This window comes from Bradyrhizobium pachyrhizi, from assembly GCF_001189245.1.
In the GTDB taxonomy this organism is placed as follows: Bacteria; Pseudomonadota; Alphaproteobacteria; order Rhizobiales; family Xanthobacteraceae; genus Bradyrhizobium; species Bradyrhizobium pachyrhizi.
Map to the genome: position 1 here is coordinate 322,575 of NZ_LFIQ01000119.1, position 16,145 is coordinate 338,719.

Here is a 16,145-nt window from a genome sequence, read left to right on the forward strand (position 1 = left end):
GAGGTCCAATCCGGCGAGGCAATGCAGGGGAGAATCCTGATGAGCAGGCCGGATATTCATCTTGTGGACGCCGACCACGAGATCGAGCGTCAATTTCGCCTTGTCATGCGCCGCCTCCCGGGCGGCGTTTGCATCATCACCGCAGGACAAGGTGAGGACATCACCGGCATGACGGTGACCTCGCTGACGTCGCTCAGCGCCAGCCCACCCCGGTTGCTGGTCAGCATCAACCGGCAGGCATCGTCCTTCGCACCGATCGCCCGCCATCGGCTGTTCGGCGTCAACATCCTCGGCTCCGACCAGCAGGTCCTGGCCGAGCGCTTCAGCGATGGCCGGCTGAAAGGCAGGGAGCGCTTCGAGGGCACCGACTGGACCCATGGAGCCTCGAGCGTGCCGTTGCTGCAGCGTTCGCTTGCGATGATCGAATGCCAGGTCGAGGAGATCATCGAGCGGCATTCCTATGGCATCATCGTGGGCCGTCTCGCCAGCATGGAATTGTCGCACCGGCTGTCCGGCCTCACCTACTGGAATGGACAGTATGTCCAGATCGATCACGAGGCCGATCTCGACCTATTGGCCGAAGTCAGCATTCCTCTGGCGCATGTCCGTTAGAGCGTTTTCAAGCGAAGTGGGTACCGGTTCGCATGAGGAAAACGCGTCAAAACAAGAATAGAGAGCCCCGTTCCGATGCAGTCGGAACGGATCTCTAGGACAGGGAAAGGCATAACTATGAAACGCGAAACGCCGCCACCATCGCCTCGGTCGTCAGCCGGCTCAGTCAGCCGACAACCGGCCCGCTGGCAGCTCGACCGGATCGTGGCCGAGCTGCGCACCTCCCGCGAGGAGACCCACAGCATCCGGCAAGACGGCGAGGCTCGCCGTGCCCCCTCGCGCGACGCGCTGGAGGCGATCCTCGACGGCCTCACCGAGGCGCTGTTTCCGCGCCACTACGGCCAATCCGACCTCGACGGCGAGAACATCGACTATTTCGTCGGCAATACGCTAAGCGCAGCATTGGATTCGCTCAGCGCGCAGGTCCATCGCGGCGCGCTGTTCGTCGGCGACGAGCTAGAGCCGGGCTTTGCGCACGAAGAGGCGATCGAGCTGACACGCGCATTCGCCACCCAACTGCCGTCGGTCCGCGGGCTGCTGATCAACGATCTGCGGGCGGCATTCGTTGGAGATCCGGCGGCGCGGAATTTTCCCGAGATCCTGATCGGCTATCCCGGGATGACCGCCATCATCCACCATCGCCTTGCCCATCTGCTCTACCAGATCGGCGCGCGGCTGGTGGCTCGCCTGATGTCGGAGATCGCCCACACAAGGACCGGCATCGATATCCATCCCGGCGCCCGGATCGGCTCTGGCTTCTTCATCGATCACGGAACCGGCGTCGTGATCGGCGAAACCGCCATCATCGGCAACAAGGTCCGGATCTATCAGGCGGTCACGCTCGGCGCCCGGCATTTCCCGACCGACGACGAGGGCCATGTGATCAAGGGCGACGCCCGCCATCCGATCGTCGAGGATGACGTCGTGATCTACGCAGGCGCAACCATACTCGGCCGGATCACGATCGGCCGCGGCTCGACCATCGGCGGCAACGTCTGGCTGACCAAGGACGTGCCGCCGAACAGCATTGTGACGCAGGCCACCGCACGAAACAGTCCGAGCGGCGCCTGAACCACGATCTCACGCCGAGACCTGCGCCTTCCATCGCATCAAGCGCCGTTCCAACGCCTCCAGGACGGCATTGAATGCCAACCCAATCACGGTGATCCCGATAATGCCGAAATACATCTGCGGGATCAGGAAGCTGTACTGGCTGTTGATGATGAGATAGCCGAGACCGGCCTTGGCGCCGACCATCTCGGATGCGACCAGCACCAGCATGGCTGACGCACTGGCGAGGCGAATGCCGACAAAGATCGTCGGAAGCGCCGCCGGAAGGATCACCTTGCGGAACAGCTGCTGCGGGGTCGCACCCATGGTCCGCGCCGACTTGATCAAGAGCGGATCGACCTGCTTCACCGCGGCGATGGTGTTGAGCAGGAGCGGCCAGGCGCAGCTATAGACCACCATCGTGACCTTCGAGAGCTCGCCGATGCCAAGCAGCAGGATGAACACCGGCAACAGCGCGAGCGGCGCGGTATTGCGGCAAATCTCGATGAACTGGTTCAGCAGATCGCCGAGCCTTGTGTACCAGCCGACGGCCAGCCCGAGCGGGACGAACAACGCGACCGACACCAGAAACCCGCTCAGGGCGCGGAGCAGGCTCGCGGAGGCGTCGTCATAGAGCTCGCCGGTTTGCGCGAGCTGCCAGCCTGCGGCGATGACTTCCGAGAAGGGCGGCAGAAACACCGCGTCGATCAAGCCGAGCCTGGGCGCGGCTTCCCAGAGCGCCAGAAGGGCGATCAGCAGCAGGGAGCGGCGCCCGAAAGCTGCCAGACCGCGGGTCGCGGCGCGGGCCGCGCTCACCAGCGGTGACCGCGCGGCCGCCGGGTGCTCGTCTCGCCGCCCATGCGCGAGCTCCAGCAATGTCAGCATCTCCAGGCTAGACATGAGCGACTTCCTTCACTTCACGGTCTACACGGCCTGCGCTGACCCTGCCCGCCGGTTGCCCCTGCTGCGCCTTCTGCACTTCCTCGCGGAGCAGGCTCCAGATCTCATGGCGCACGCGACCGAATTCCGGCAGCGAGCGCACGTCCTCGGCTTCGCTGCGCAAGGCCGCGGGGATATCGACGATCTCTTTGATCCGCCCCGGACGCGACGTCATGACCGCCACGCGCTGACCGAGCACGACGGCCTCGTCGATGCCATGGGTGATGAAGATGATGGTCTTGCCGGTGGCACGCCAGATCCGCAGCAGCTCGCCCTGCAGTGTTTCGCGCGTCTGGGCATCGAGCGCAGCGAACGGCTCGTCCATCAGCAGCACTTCCGGATCGTAGGCCAGGCTCCGCGCGATCGCGACACGCTGCTTCATGCCGCCGGAAAGCTCGTGCGGGTAACGGTCGGCAAAGCCGGACAGCCCGACCAAGTCGAGGAAGTGCCGCGCGATCTCTCCGCGCTGCTTCGGCTTGAGGCCGGCAATGTCGAGCCCGAACTCGACGTTCTGCGCGGCGGTGCGCCATGGAAACAGCGCATACTGCTGGAAGACGACGCCGCGGTCGCGTCCGGGACCGATGATCGGCCGGCCATCGAGCAGGATGCGGCCGCTGGTCGGCGTTGCGAGCCCGCCGAGCAGATCGAGCAATGTCGACTTGCCGCAACCGCTTGGACCGACCAGGGCGAGGAATTCGCCGGCGCGGACGTCGAACGTGATGTCCTCGAGCGCGGTTTGTCAAAGCTGATCTTGACCGACGTCATCGCGCCTCCGCCGTCTTTCCGGGACGGAAATAGTTGAACTCGTTGGTGTAGGTGTCCGAGGCCTTGATCTGACCCGGCTTGAGCAGGCCATCCCTGACCAGCCAGTCGACCCAGACCTGCAGCTCAGCATCCGAGATCACGCCGCCGTTGGACGCGACGCCGGTGCTCTTCCAGTACTTGATCGAGGAGGCATCCTCGTTGCGCTTGCGCTCCGCGATGATCCGGTTGAAGCGAGCCCGCACTTCATCGGGCGGCGCCGTCTGCGCCCACTGGATCGCGCGCGAGATCCCCTCGACCAGCTTGCGGGCCATGTTCGGATTGTCCTTGATGAACTTCTCCCGCAGCACATAGGCACCGCCGGTGAACTGTCCGAACAGATCGGTATCGTTGAAGAGCGAACGGATCCCGCCACGCTCCAGCGCCTTGTCGCGCAACACGCCGCTGAGCGCGCTCACCTCGACCTGCCCTTGCCGCAGCGCCTGCTCGGCGGTGACGGGTGGGACCGCCACCAATGTCACCTGCTTGACCTCGACGGCGCTAAGGCCGTTCCGCGCCAGATACTCACGCAGCACGAACTCCAGATGGGCACCAAGCGTATTGACCGCGACCTTCTTGCCGATCAGGTCGCGGGCCGTCTTGATCGGACTGTCGTCCTTCACATAGTAGCCGTAATAGGTGTTCGCGTCGGAGCCGTAGTAGCCGACCACCGCCTTGATCGGCGCCTTGGCCGCGATCAGCTTGATAATCGCGCCATAGAAAGCGCCGCCGACGTCGATGTCGCCCGTGACGACAGTCTGGATGTCCTGCGGTCCGCTGATGGTGTTGCCGATCCATTTGAGCTTGAGGGGCGCAAGGTAGCCGAGGTCCTCGGCGAGCTCGGTGAACGTCACCTGCCCGGCCCAGCCTTGATAGCGGATCTCGGTCTTCTCGAGCGGTGGCTCAGCGAAGGCCGGAGCGATCAGACCCAACGCAAAGGCGCCGGCCAGCAGCAATCGCGCCGCGCGGCGCGCGGCGGCTCGCCGCGCACGCAGAATTCGAATGATGGCTTTCATTGTGTTGCTCCAATAGGAGACATGCTCAGGCTGCCTTCGCCGACTGCAGCTTCGGCGATTTGATGCGCGTCACGCTGTGGCGGCCGTCGACGCTGACCGGAACCTCGCCATCGATGGTGGCGCGGCGCACCACACGATGCTGATCGCCGTAGTCATTGACGGCGTAATGCTGGGTCGCGCGATTGTCCCAGATCACGACGTCCCCCGCCCGCCAGCTCCAACGCACGGTGTTCTCCGGAGCCGTGATGCGGGACTGGAACAGATCGAACAGCTTCTGGCCGTCATATTTCGGCAGGCCGACAAAGCGCTGGACGAAATTGCCAAGCACCAACGTGTGCTCGCCCGTTTCGGGATGGACGCGCACGACCGGATGCTCGGTCTCATAGATCGTTCCGGTGAATACCTCGTCGAAATGCTTTCTGTCGGCGTCGGTGGCGCGAGACTTCACCGCGTAATCATAGGCATTGCTGTGAACCGCCCAGAGCTCGTCGGCGAGCTTGCGCAACGGCGCAGGCAGATCGAGATAGGCCGCCGCCGTGTTCGACCAGACGGTGTCACCGCCATAGGGCGGGATTACCACGCCGCGCAGCACCGAGATCTTCGGATAGGCATCGACGAACGTGACGTCGGTATGCCATTGGTCCGCGCGGCCGCCACCGCGCCCCGAATCCAGCTCGAGGATCGACGACGTGCCCTTGCTCGGACCGATGGTCGGATGCGGCACCAGTTTGCCGAGCCTGACCGCGAAGCGCTCCTGCTCGGCGTCGTCGAGGTGCCCTTGGTCGCGAAAGAAGATCACCTTGTGCTCGAGCAGCACCTGGTTGACAGCGCGGATGACCGCGTCGGGCAGGTCACCCGACAGCTTCACATTCTTGATCTCGGCACCAAGCCGGGCGGCACGCTTGACGATGTCGGCGCGCGGAATGACGTTGTCGATGGCGGTCGTGCTGCTCATGATGTTGGTCTCGTCGCCGCGATCCCCTGGACAAGGCTCCGCCATGCGCCGGTCGCGGAAACGACGGCGGAGATGAATGATGTAGTCGTGATCCTCGCTATTCCGCCGCGATGGGCTGCGGCGGTCGCCAGACAGCCGGTGCATAGAGCTCGGCGGTGAAATCCTCCGCGATCTCTCCGTTGATGCGCGCCTCGTGAGATGCAAGGTCGGCCAGGAACAGATCGCGGCTGATCCTGGCCGTGATCCCCGGAATGTCGCGCTTGAAGCTTGGAACGTCGCCGATCGGCAGGCCGAAGCTGACAAGTGCTGCCGGGTTGAAGACGTGAATGTCCTTCAGATACGGCGCGCGGCCCGGAACTTTCTCCAGATACTCGTGCCCGGTCCCGAGATAAGGATAGGCCGCCAGGCGATCGTCCTTCTCGTCGTCAGGCGGCACGAAGCGATTTCGCCACAGCAGGATTTCGTCGGCGAAGTCGCCGAGCTCTGACTGCGCGCCCAGATCGACGGAATAGCCTGTCCCCGCAATCGCGAAATCGAACGCGAAATCGCCCTGCGGAGTGATCGCGACCGGCCGCCCCCCCTTCAATTGCGCCGAGGTCCACGGTGCGCCCAGGTGCAGATGAAAATTGGGGAAGGCTACCGCGCGCGAGATCGCATCCGGCGGCGGGGTCGACCCAGCCTGCCTGAACCGGATCGCCTGATGCCAGCGCACCCCGTCGGGCAGGCTGCCATAATTGTCATAGGCTCCCGGGTAGCCGCGGATCCGAATGACCGGCAACGCGGCCACGGTTTCCCGGCGCGCAAACAGGTGAACGTCACGCGCTCCGGCCTCAAGGGCCGCGGCCGCCGCATCGAAGGCCGACGCAGCACTCCCGACCACCGCAACGGAGAGACCACGCAGCGTCCTGAAATCGATCTTCTCCGATGTGTGCGCATGGAATCGTTTCGGCAGGGCCCGCAGCGCGTCGGGGACATAGGCGCCCCCGCTACCCGCAAAGCCGGTTGCGAGCACCAGCTTGCGCGTGGTCTCGATGGTCGTGACCCCGCTCCGCTCCAGATGTAACCGTAGATGATCGGCTGCGGGCTCGATGCGGAGCAGCCGCGTACCGTAACGAATGCCGACGCCGGTCACGCGGCGATACCAGTCGAGATAGGCCGCCCAGTCGAGCCGCGGAATCCGATCGAGCGCGTCGAAGGCCGCCGCGCCATGGCGCGCTTCATACCATGCCTGGAAACCGAGCCCGGGCAGACCGAGCTCCGGACCTGGAAGCGTCTTCGGGGTGCGAAGCTTGTGCATTCGCGCGCTCGTCAGCCACCCGCCGGCCTTGCCGGCGTCGGCGGCGACATCGATCACCGAGACCTTGCCGATCCCGGCGCGCCGAAACGCAAACGCGAAGGCCGCGCCGGATTGGCCACCGCCGACCACGACGACGTTGTGATCGATTCCGTCGCGATCAGGCACCCAGTTCTGCGGGTCGGCCCCGATCAGCCGGAGGGCCTCGCGGGCGACGCTGTCGGGATCGGATTGCGGCATGAATGACCACCTCGCTTTGACGTTGCAAATCGTAAAAGCGATCGACATTCAGTCAATGAAACGAAATCAGCTTTGTTTTTGATAGCAGGCAATGTTCGCGTCGTGGACAACGCGGGCATTGAAATATTTGCGATGATCGCCGCCTGACCGATCACCTCATGTGCGTTGCGACGTGCGGGATCGGCGCGATCGATCGGGAGAACTTCCCAAATCATACGTCGCCGGGATCGGCGCGATCGCACTCATCTCCGGTGAACGACGAACTCGTCACGTTCATGCTCGCTTGCCGTGCAACAACGCAAATTCATTTCACCGCCGCCGACATAGAGTCTGACGCAACGCACGCGCCTGACGTCGACGCGCGGCGAGCAACGATGGATCTCTCGAAATGCCGCGAACTGCTGGCGACATCAGCCTTGAACACGATACTCCGGAGCTCGCCCGCTCCTATGATGAAGCTGGACTCGTTCAATTTCGCCACGGCAAGTTCCTGATCGGGCCGCTCGCCACGCTGCGGGAGATCCGGCGCGTGCTCAGGCCCGGCGGCCGCCTCGGATTGAATGTGCAGGATCCGTCCAGGCCGCACCAGTCGCGCCAGCTGCTTCGTCGCGCCATCATCGAGGCGGGTCTTGCCGGCGATCGCCAGGACTCGAACCCGGTGCTCGGATCGACCGACGAGGAGCTCAAATCGCAGTTCGCGGCACACGGCTTCGCCGGCTACCGCAGCGAGCTGCGCGCGCTGATCGATATCCACGACGATGCGGCATCGCTGCTGCAGTGGTCGGAAGCGAGCGCATTCGGAAATTTCCTCGAAGCGTTCACCCCTCACGAGCGCGAACGGGTGCGCCGCACCTTCGCGCGCCTTGTCGAAGAAAAGCGCACGCCCGAAGGTTTGAAGCTGGAGCGCTACCTGCGCTTCGCATTTGCGCACAAGGCGCCGTTCCACCAATAACGATCAGCAGAACTCACGAGATCCGAGATGAGCAAACAACAGCTTTCCCTTAATCTCTTTATTTATCCCGGCGGCCATCACGAGGCGGCATGGCGCTACAAGGGGTCTGCGGCGGATCGCATCCTTGACGTCAGCTATTACCAAGAGCTGGCGCAACGCGCCGAAGCGCAGAAATTCGACGCGATCTTCTTCGCCGACGGCCCCGCGCTCGCTGACAATGTTCGCTACGCACAACGCTTCCGGTTCGAGCCGATCACCTGGCTGGCCGCGATCGCCGTCGCCACGAAACGGATCGGCCTGATCGCGACCGCGTCGACGACCTATACCGAGCCCTACAATCTGGCGCGCCTGTTCGCGTCACTCGATCACCTCAGCGGCGGCCGGGCCGGCTGGAACATCGTCACGACCAGCACGGCACAGGCGGCGCAGAACTTTGGCTTGTCCGAGCATCCACCTCACCACGAACGCTACGAGCGGGCGCGGGAATATATCGATGTCATCACGCGGCTGTGGGACAGCTGGGAAGACGACGCCGTGGTGAACGATCCCGCATCCGGCATTTTCGCCGATATGGGAAAGATCCATCCGATCGATCACGTCGGAAAGCACTTCCGGGTGCGCGGCCCGCTCAACATCTCGCGGACGCCGCAGGGACGGCCGGTCTATGTCCAGGCGGGTTCGTCTGATGACGGACGCGCCTTTGCCGCGCGCTATGCCGAAGCGATCTTCACCGCGCATCAGACGCTGGCGAGCGCCCAGGAGTTCTATGCGGACATCAAGCGGCAGGCGCGCGCCTTCGACCGCAGCCCCGATCAGGTCAGGATCCTGCCGGGCATCAGTCCGTTCATCGCTAGCACGCAGGCCGAAGCCGACCTGTTGCAGGACGAGTTCAACGAGCTGATCCAGCCGGAATACTCGTTGACCCAACTTCGCCAGATGATCGGGCTCGACCTCTCCGGCTTCGACCTCGACGGTCCCTTTCCGCGCCACCTGATCGACACCGGCAGCGCCCGCGGGGTCGCCAGCCGTTTCAAGCTCGTGGTCGACATCGTCGATCGCGAGCAGCCGACGATCCGCCAGCTCGTGCAGCGTCTCGCCGGGGCGCGCGGCCACTGGGTGATCGTGGGCCCGCCGGAGAAGATCGCCGACAACATCCAGACCTGGTTCGAGAATGGCGCGGCCGACGGCTTCAACGTGATGCCGCCCTGGCTACCCGGCGGGTTCGATATCTTCGCCGAGCAAGTCGTGCCGATCCTGCGCAAGCGCGGCCTGTTCCGCGACGAGTACAGCGGCACGACGCTGCGCGACCATTACCAACTGAGCCGGCCGCAAAGCGTGTTTTCCGGATCGATCAAGGCGATCGCCTGACGTGATCGAAACCGCCGACCCCGCGTCAGCCGGATCGCTATTTGCCCACAGCCCAAGGATTTGAGAATTCAATGACCACTGCGCGCGTCCTGTTCCTTTCGACCCTGCTCATTCTCGGTGCTCTTACCGGCGCCGCCCTGCACGCGGAGACATCAGCCAAATCCGATCTGAAAGTCGGCTTCGTGCCGGGCCCCTACATCGACGAATTCAAGGTTGGCGTCGCGCCGGAACTCGAGAAGAAGGGCTACCGTGTCCGCTATGTCGAGTTTTCGACCGGGCTGGAAGCCAATAATGCAGTGTTCAAGGGCGAGATCGACGCCAACGTCATGCAGCACACGATCTTCCTGAACTCGTACAACGAGCGGCAGCAAACCGACCTCGTCGGCATCGTCCACGTCCCGACGCCCCCGATGGCGCTTTACTCGAAGAAGCACCCGGTCGGCTCGCCGATCAAGCCCGGCTCGACCGTGGCCGTGCCCAACGATCCCGTCAATCTGCAGCGCGCGCTCTGGATCCTGCGCGATCTCGGCCTCGTCGAGATTCGCGACTCCAAGCCGGTCGATGTCAGCGAACTCGACGTGATCAAGAACCCCGGCGGCATCAAGATCGTGCCGCTGGAAGCGGCACAGGCGCCGCGCGCGCTCGATGACGTTGATTTCGCCGCCATCCAGGGCAACTTCGCGATCTACAGCGGCTTGAAGCTGACCAATGCATTTGCCCTGGAGAAGATGACGACGCCCTATATCAATGTGGTCGCGGTGAAGCAGGCCAATGCAGGCTCGCCGTGGGCGCAGGACATCGTCGCCGGCTACAAATCACAGACGTTCAAGACCACGATCCTCTCCGACCGCTTCTATGACGGGTTTACCTTGCCGGATTACCTGAAGCGCTAGACCCAGCCACCATCCACGATATGGCTCTGGTTGGTGCAGGCACCGCTGTCATCGGCGGCAAAGAACAGCACGACACGGGCGATGTCATCAGGCACGAGTTTGCGCTTGAGGCATTGGCGCTGCATCAGCTCGGCCACGCCTTCAGACGTCAACCACAGATCCTGCTGCCGCTGGGTCATGATCCATCCGGGCAGGATGGAATTGACCCGTATGTTGTGCGGCCCGAGATCGCGGGCCAGCGCCCGGGTGAGGCCCTGAACGGCTGATTTGGCCGTTGTGTAGCAGGGCATGTTGCCCTGGCCGATCACCCAGCTCACCGAGCCGATGTTGACGATCGAACCGCCCCCTGCCTGCTTCATGTCCGGCGCGACCGCCTGGGCGCTGAAGAACTGGTGTTTCAGGTTGACGGCGATCCGCTCGTCCCAGAATTCCGGTGTGACATCCTCGATCGCGTGACGGTCGTCGCGGGCCGCATTGTTGACCAGGATGGTGACCGGCCCGAGCGCCTCGCGGATGCCGGCGACTGCGCGCCGCAGCGCGCCGATGTCGCGCAGATCGGCATGTTCGAAGTGCACGCGGGCTTGTGCCCCGAGATCGGACAGCAGCTGCTCCGACGACGCCAGATCGATATCGATGAATCCGACCCGCGCGCCCTGGCCGATGAACCGGCGGACGATCGCCTCGCCGATGCCGGAACCGCCGCCGGTGACCAGTACGGTCCGGTCCTTGAGACTTGGATAGATGGCGCCCTGCATTGGCATCCTCTCGATTTTGGCGCCTGAAGGGCGTCGGTTGCGTTGCTGCGGCTCAGGCAAGAGGGCCACAGATTCCGAAGTTCACTCGGTTGTCTCCATGAGGCTGCGGTCCACGACCCGCAGCGTCCGCCGCACCATGCCGTCGACGATGGTCGCCGACTCGCTTGGACGCACATATATCGCCGTGGACTTGAGCAGCCACGGCAGCACCGCCTGGTCGAGCCTCTCCTCATAGGCACTGCGCATCATGTCGAATGCCTGCAGGCCAGGACCTGCGAGGATGACATGATGCGGGCGCAGCACCGATATCGTCGTGGCGACCGCTTCGGCAAGCGCGTGGCCCGCCTGCTGGAACAAGTGCTCGAGACGGGAATCGCCGCTCCGTGCCCGATCGCGTAGCAGAGCCATCTGCGCCTCGGACGGCTGCTGCGACGCCGCCGGCGGCAGGTCGAGAAAGGTGCGGGCATCGCGGTAAAGCGCATAATCGGCAAGATGGGCCTCGATGCAGCCGCGCTGACCGCAGCGGCATTGCGGGCCGTTCAGCGCCAACTTGACATGACCGATCTCACTGCCCGCGCCGGCACCCCAGCGCGCTTCACCGTCGACAATGATGCCCATGCCGACGCCGTGGCCCACCATGATCGTGGCCGTGAGGCCCTGCGCCAGTGCCGGTTCGGCGGCAGCGAGGGACAGCGCGACCGCGACCGCGTCGTTCGCCATCACGACCTCGGCACCGAACGCCTGGCGGATCGGCTTGGCAAGATCGACGTCGGTGATCGACAGCGCCGGGCTCCACAGATGCCGGCCGGTATCGCCGTCGACGATGCCTTGCAGCGCTATTCCGATTCCGAGCAAGCGATGTCGCGGCGTGGCGGTCGCCTCAAGCATGGCGTCGATCTGTGCGATCACGAGCTCGCATAATGCGCTTGCATTGAGCGCGCGCGTCGCGAGTTCAAGTCGCGATTGCGCTAGGGCGGAGCCGCTGAAATCGGCGATCAGTGTCTCGACCAGATTCATGCGCAGCGAGACCGCGATGATGCGGCCAAATTCGGGATTCAGGGTCAGCAGGACTGCCGGCCGGCCGCGGCGACGGCCGCCATCCGTGTCCTCTTCGTCGGCGTCGTCGGGCCACAGCGTCGCCGCATCTGTCTCGGCTTCGCACAGCAGGTCTTCCGCCATCAGCTTCGACGTGATGGCCGAAATGGCGGGGAAGCTCAGGCCCGTGCTGCGTGCGAGCTCGACCCGCGGCAACGGCCCCTGGCGTCGCAGGACCTCGACGAGACGGCCGGGGTTCGATCCGCGGGCCAGGCTCGAAGCACGTCTCAACGGCTCGGGCTGTTCGTTCATATTGCGTTTTTTAATTCTCTTGATGAAATTATTCAACGCAGGCTACTCGTTTGCGGGTCAAAAAGCGCGGATAGCGACTGAAATACGTCACTCCTATACTGTTATTGGCTGAAGATGTGATCATTAACATCCTTGACTGGACATTTTGTCGCGCTAATTTATTCGTTACGTGAATAAAATAAGGCGTGAAAAGCGCCGAGCGTGAAATCCCCTCACCGGGGGTGTCGACAGGGAGGTGCATATGAATGTCTCAACCAGAAAATTGATCGTGCCGCTCTTGGCGGGCGCAGCCGCGTTCGCCATGGCGACGGGGGTAGCACAGGCACAGCAGAAAAAGACCATTGCGCTGGTGACCAATGTCGCGGCCGACTTCTGGACCATCGCGGGCCGCGGGCTTGAGAAGGCGCAGAAGGAGCACCCGGACTACAATATCGAATTGATCGTCACCAATGAAGGGACGGCGGCCGGCCAGCGGCGCGAACTGGACGATCTGCTGGTGCGCGGCGTCGCCGGTATCTCGATCTCGGTCGACGATGCACCGCATGCAACCGAAGAACTCAACAAGGTTGCGGCCAAGACCGTGCTAATCACCACGGACAGTGACGCGCCGCAGAGCAATCGCCTCGCCTATATCGGCACCGACAACGTCGCGGCAGGGCGGCAGGCCGGCGAGGAGATCAAGAAGGCGCTGCCGAACGGCGGCAAGATCGCGCTGTTCGTCGGAACGATGGACGCCGACAACGCCCGCGAGCGGGTGCAGGGCATCAAGGAAGCGATCGCCGGCACCAAGGTCGAACTGGTCGACGTGTTCACCGACCAGGTGGACTTCGCCAAGGCCAAGGCGAACATGGAGAACGTGCTCGTCAAATATCCCGACATCGCGCTGCTGTCCGGCCTGTGGAGCTACGAGACGCCGCTGATTTATGACGCGGTGAAGGCCGCAGGCAAGGCCGGCAAGGTGAAGATCGTCGGCTTCGACGAGGATCAGCGGACGCTGCGCGGCATTTCCGACGGCACGATCGAATCCACGGTCGTGCAGCAGCCCTACGAGTTCGGCTATCTCTCCGCCACCAACATCATCAAGACGCTGAACGGCGACAAGTCCTGGATTCCGAAGGACAGCAAGCTGATCGTGCCGACCGAGGTGATCAGCAAGACCAACGTCGCGGAGTTCGCCGCACATCTGAAGGAACTGCTCAAGAAGTAACTTCAGACGGCTTCAACGCCCGACCGACACAGGCCGCCGGGCGTTGTGCAGGAGGACATGCCGAATGGCGGAAACGCTGCTGGAACTCAGCGGAATCAGCAAGACCTATCCCGGCGTCAAGGCGCTCGACGACGTTAATTTGCGCGTCAATCGCGGCGAGGTGCTGGGCCTGATCGGCGAGAACGGTGCCGGCAAATCGACGCTGATGCGCGTGCTCGCCGGCGTGATCGCGCCGAGCGCTGGCGTGATCCGCATCGGCGGCACCGAGCACGCCCGGATGACGGTGACCGAGGCGATGCGATCTGGCATCGCCTTCGTGCACCAGGAACTGAACCTGTTCGAGAATCTCGACGTCGCGGCCAATGTCTTCATCGGACGCGAGAAGCTGGCCGGCGGCCCGCTGAAGCTGGTGGACAATGCGCAGATGCACGCCCGCGTGATGCCGCTGCTGGAACGGCTGGGCGCCGATTTCATGCCGGGCACGCTGGTCGAGAATTTGTCGATCGCGGAGCGCCAGATGGTGGAGATCGCCAAGGCGCTCTCGATCGACGCCCGCGTTATCATCATGGACGAACCGACCTCCAGCCTGACGATTTCGGAGACGGAACGGCTGCTCGAGGTGATTGCCGACCTGAAGACGCACGGCATCTCGGTGATTTATATCTCTCACCGGCTCGGCGAGATCATGAGCTGCGCCGATCGCGTCGTGGTACTGCGCGACGGGCGCACGGTGGGGGAATTGGCGCGCGACGAGCTCAGCCACGCCGCCATGATCCGGCTGATGATCGGCCGCGACCTGAAGGCGCTGTATACACCGCCGTCCTGCACGCCGCAGCCGCCGGGCTGCGATGTCGCCGGCGTCGTGACCACTGCCTTTCCTGACCGGCAGATCAATCTGTCCGTGCTGCGCGGCGAGATCCTCGGCCTCGCCGGGCTCGTCGGCGCTGGCCGCACCTCGCTTGCCCGCGCGGTGTTCGGCGTCGATCCGCTGCTGGGCGGCGAGATCCGGATCGACAACGCCCCGGTCCGCGTCGCCTCGCCGCGTGACGCGATCAGGCAAGGAATCTACCTGGTGCCCGAGGATCGCAAGAAATCCGGCCTGGTGCTGGAACTGCCGATCCGGGAGAACGTGACGCTCGCGAGCCTGCTGGATCATGCGCGGATGTGGCTGGTCAACGGCGCGGCCGAGCGCAGAATCGCCGAAGACCAGGCCAGGCGGCTGTCCATCAAGGCGCCGAGCATCGACATCGAAGCCGTCACACTCTCCGGCGGCAACCAGCAAAAAGTGGTGCTGGGCAAGTGGCTCTCCATGCAGCCGCGCGTGATGTTCTTCGACGAGCCGACCCGCGGCATCGATGTCGGCGCCAAGAGCGAGATCTACGCGCTGATGCGCAGCCTCGCCGACCAGGGCGTCGCGATCGTGATGATCTCCTCGGACATGGAGGAAGTCATCGGCGTCTCCGACCGGGTGGCGGTGATGCATGAAGGCAGTGTCAGCGGCGTGATCGAGCGCGACCAGTTCAGCGAATACAACGTGTTGAGACTGGCGGTCGGCCAAGCACTCGAAACCATGGAGGCCGCTGCGCCATGATGAAGAAGGAACTCGGCCTGTTCTTGCTGCTGGCGGTGATCTCCGCCATCACCGGCGCGATCAATCCGGCCTTCCTGTCGTTCGTGAATCTGCTGAACATGGCCAATCTGATCGGCCTGTTCGGTGTGTTCGCGCTGGGTGAAGGTCTCGTCATCATCACCGGCGGAATCGATCTTTCGCTCGGCTCGATGTTCGCGCTGCTCGGCGTCATCTTCATCGACCTGCTGACGACCTATCAGGTGCCCTGGCCGTTCGCGCTGCTGCTGGTCCTGATGGGCGGGCTTGCGCTGGGCGGCATCCAGGGCTTCCTGATCACGCGGCTGAAAATGCAGCCCTTCATCGTAACGCTGTGCGGCTTGCTGATCTATCGCGGCGCCGCGCGCTATTACACCAGCGATTCGACGCGCGGCTTCGGCTACGGCGACGAGGCGAGCACGCTGAGCAACATCGCCTCCGGTAATATTGCGGGCATCCCGAACACCTTCATCTTCCTGATCATCCTTGCGCAGATCCTCGGCGTCCTGTTGCACCGCTCGGTCTACGGGCGCTGGCTTTATGCCGTGGGCAAGAACGAGGAAGCGGCGCGCTTCTCCGGCATCAACACCAATCTCGTGATCGCGACCGCCTATGTCATCAGCGGCGGGCTCGCCGGCGTCTCGACCGTGATGTTCGTGTTCTACACCAACTCGGTCTCTCCGAGCTCGTTCGGCAACTTCTACGAACTCTATGCGATCGCAGCAGCCGTCCTCGGCGGCTGCAGCTTGCGCGGCGGCGAGGGCTCCATTCTGGGCATCGTGCTCGGGACGGCGTTGCTGCAGGTGCTGCAGAACCTCGTGAACATCCTCGGCATTCCCAATTCGCTGAACTTCGCGGTGATGGGGACCGTGATCCTGATCGGTGTGCTGGCGGATCAGCAATTGCAGGCCCGTCGACGGCGCAAGGCCGCGCTCGCAGGCCTCGCCCGCACTGCGCCAAGACCGAAGGAAAGCACAATTCTGCAAGGCGCGGCTCCGCATAGCGCGGCTGCGTTGCCGACGACGACGGGCGATCAGGCATGACAACTCGAAAAGGAAGGACCCGGACCGGGAATATGGTCGCGGCAGCTTGAGTAGAGGAACGAGGGGA

The 16,145-nt window shown here is 63.8% G+C and carries 14 protein-coding genes and 1 pseudogene; 8 read left to right on the forward strand and 7 right to left on the reverse strand.

Annotated features, from left to right (window positions below; genetic code table 11):
• Positions 1-39 precede the first annotated feature (39 nt).
• Together AKL29_RS36465 and epsC are read left to right on the forward strand one after the other, a co-directional pair.
• Positions 40-612 (forward strand): flavin reductase family protein, encoded by a 573-nt coding sequence (locus AKL29_RS36465; protein ID WP_050387590.1) that lies wholly within the window; start codon positions 40-42, stop codon positions 610-612.
• A gap of 117 nt (positions 613-729) precedes the next feature.
• A complete protein-coding gene (epsC, locus tag AKL29_RS36470) occupies positions 730-1,683 on the forward strand; it encodes a serine O-acetyltransferase EpsC (RefSeq protein WP_050387476.1) in 954 nt (317 codons plus the stop codon).
• A 9-nt stretch (positions 1,684-1,692) separates the two neighbouring features.
• On the opposite strand, the gene AKL29_RS36475 is transcribed toward epsC, so the two are convergent.
• From AKL29_RS36475 to AKL29_RS36495, 5 genes and pseudogenes are all read right to left on the reverse strand, one after another.
• Positions 1,693-2,562: an ABC transporter permease gene (locus tag AKL29_RS36475; protein WP_193395277.1), complete on the reverse strand. Its 870-nt coding sequence runs from the start codon at positions 2,560-2,562 to the stop codon at positions 1,693-1,695.
• A pseudogene (locus tag AKL29_RS36480) lies at positions 2,555-3,337 on the reverse strand (ABC transporter ATP-binding protein); the annotation flags it as partial. The gene AKL29_RS36475 and the pseudogene AKL29_RS36480, both read right to left, overlap by 8 nt.
• Before the next feature lie 25 nt (positions 3,338-3,362).
• The gene (locus AKL29_RS36485) at positions 3,363-4,418 is read right to left on the reverse strand and encodes an ABC transporter substrate-binding protein (RefSeq protein WP_050387478.1); all 1,056 of its coding nucleotides are present in this window, start codon (positions 4,416-4,418) and stop codon (positions 3,363-3,365) included.
• A gap of 25 nt (positions 4,419-4,443) precedes the next feature.
• Positions 4,444-5,373, reverse strand: coding sequence for a TauD/TfdA dioxygenase family protein (locus tag AKL29_RS36490; protein ID WP_050387591.1), 930 nt, complete (start codon positions 5,371-5,373; stop codon positions 4,444-4,446).
• A 97-nt stretch (positions 5,374-5,470) separates the two neighbouring features.
• Positions 5,471-6,907 (reverse strand): FAD-dependent oxidoreductase, encoded by a 1,437-nt coding sequence (locus AKL29_RS36495; protein WP_050387592.1) that lies wholly within the window; start codon positions 6,905-6,907, stop codon positions 5,471-5,473.
• 388 nt (positions 6,908-7,295) lie between these two features.
• On the opposite strand from AKL29_RS36495, the gene AKL29_RS36500 reads away from it, so the two are divergent.
• The 3 genes from AKL29_RS36500 (at position 7,296) to AKL29_RS36510 (ending at position 10,120) form a co-directional block, all read left to right on the forward strand.
• Positions 7,296-7,859 (forward strand): class I SAM-dependent methyltransferase, encoded by a 564-nt coding sequence (locus AKL29_RS36500; protein WP_050387479.1) that lies wholly within the window; start codon positions 7,296-7,298, stop codon positions 7,857-7,859.
• A 27-nt stretch (positions 7,860-7,886) separates the two neighbouring features.
• Entirely contained in the window at positions 7,887-9,227 is a 1,341-nt protein-coding gene (locus tag AKL29_RS36505; protein ID WP_050387480.1) for an LLM class flavin-dependent oxidoreductase, read from the forward strand.
• A gap of 71 nt (positions 9,228-9,298) precedes the next feature.
• Positions 9,299-10,120: a MetQ/NlpA family ABC transporter substrate-binding protein gene (locus AKL29_RS36510; protein WP_050387481.1), complete on the forward strand. Its 822-nt coding sequence runs from the start codon at positions 9,299-9,301 to the stop codon at positions 10,118-10,120.
• On the opposite strand, the gene AKL29_RS36515 is transcribed toward AKL29_RS36510, so the two are convergent.
• Positions 10,117-10,875: an SDR family NAD(P)-dependent oxidoreductase gene (locus AKL29_RS36515; protein WP_028333369.1), complete on the reverse strand. Its 759-nt coding sequence runs from the start codon at positions 10,873-10,875 to the stop codon at positions 10,117-10,119. The two genes, AKL29_RS36510 and AKL29_RS36515, sit on opposite strands and share 4 nt — an antisense overlap.
• An 81-nt stretch (positions 10,876-10,956) precedes the next feature.
• Entirely contained in the window at positions 10,957-12,222 is a 1,266-nt protein-coding gene (locus AKL29_RS36520) for an ROK family protein (RefSeq protein WP_050387482.1), read from the reverse strand.
• A 241-nt stretch (positions 12,223-12,463) separates the two neighbouring features.
• On the opposite strand from AKL29_RS36520, the gene AKL29_RS36525 reads away from it, so the two are divergent.
• From AKL29_RS36525 to AKL29_RS36535, 3 genes are all read left to right on the forward strand, one after another.
• Positions 12,464-13,429, forward strand: a complete 966-nt coding sequence (locus AKL29_RS36525; protein WP_082190794.1) for a sugar-binding protein — start codon at positions 12,464-12,466, stop codon at positions 13,427-13,429.
• A 64-nt stretch (positions 13,430-13,493) separates the two neighbouring features.
• A complete protein-coding gene (locus AKL29_RS36530; protein ID WP_050387483.1) occupies positions 13,494-15,020 on the forward strand; it encodes a sugar ABC transporter ATP-binding protein in 1,527 nt (508 codons plus the stop codon).
• A complete protein-coding gene (locus tag AKL29_RS36535; protein WP_028333373.1) occupies positions 15,017-16,078 on the forward strand; it encodes an ABC transporter permease in 1,062 nt (353 codons plus the stop codon). Before AKL29_RS36530 ends, AKL29_RS36535 begins: the two co-directional genes overlap by 4 nt.
• The last annotated feature ends 67 nt before the right edge of the window (positions 16,079-16,145 follow it).

Coding starts and splice junctions, on each gene's coding strand:
- AKL29_RS36510 (WP_050387481.1), top strand. CDS start 9,299: ATGACCACTGCGCGCGTCCTGTTCCTTTCGACCCTGCTCATTCTCGGT.
- AKL29_RS36465 (WP_050387590.1), top strand. CDS start 40: ATGAGCAGGCCGGATATTCATCTTGTGGACGCCGACCACGAGATCGAG.
- AKL29_RS36485 (WP_050387478.1), bottom strand. CDS start 4,418: ATGAAAGCCATCATTCGAATTCTGCGTGCGCGGCGAGCCGCCGCGCGC.
- AKL29_RS36515 (WP_028333369.1), bottom strand. CDS start 10,875: ATGCAGGGCGCCATCTATCCAAGTCTCAAGGACCGGACCGTACTGGTC.
- AKL29_RS36475 (WP_193395277.1), bottom strand. CDS start 2,562: ATGTCTAGCCTGGAGATGCTGACATTGCTGGAGCTCGCGCATGGGCGG.
- AKL29_RS36495 (WP_050387592.1), bottom strand. CDS start 6,907: ATGCCGCAATCCGATCCCGACAGCGTCGCCCGCGAGGCCCTCCGGCTG.
- AKL29_RS36490 (WP_050387591.1), bottom strand. CDS start 5,373: ATGAGCAGCACGACCGCCATCGACAACGTCATTCCGCGCGCCGACATC.
- epsC (WP_050387476.1), top strand. CDS start 730: ATGAAACGCGAAACGCCGCCACCATCGCCTCGGTCGTCAGCCGGCTCA.
- AKL29_RS36500 (WP_050387479.1), top strand. CDS start 7,296: ATGCCGCGAACTGCTGGCGACATCAGCCTTGAACACGATACTCCGGAG.
- AKL29_RS36505 (WP_050387480.1), top strand. CDS start 7,887: ATGAGCAAACAACAGCTTTCCCTTAATCTCTTTATTTATCCCGGCGGC.
- AKL29_RS36530 (WP_050387483.1), top strand. CDS start 13,494: ATGGCGGAAACGCTGCTGGAACTCAGCGGAATCAGCAAGACCTATCCC.
- AKL29_RS36535 (WP_028333373.1), top strand. CDS start 15,017: ATGATGAAGAAGGAACTCGGCCTGTTCTTGCTGCTGGCGGTGATCTCC.
- AKL29_RS36525 (WP_082190794.1), top strand. CDS start 12,464: ATGAATGTCTCAACCAGAAAATTGATCGTGCCGCTCTTGGCGGGCGCA.
- AKL29_RS36520 (WP_050387482.1), bottom strand. CDS start 12,222: ATGAACGAACAGCCCGAGCCGTTGAGACGTGCTTCGAGCCTGGCCCGC.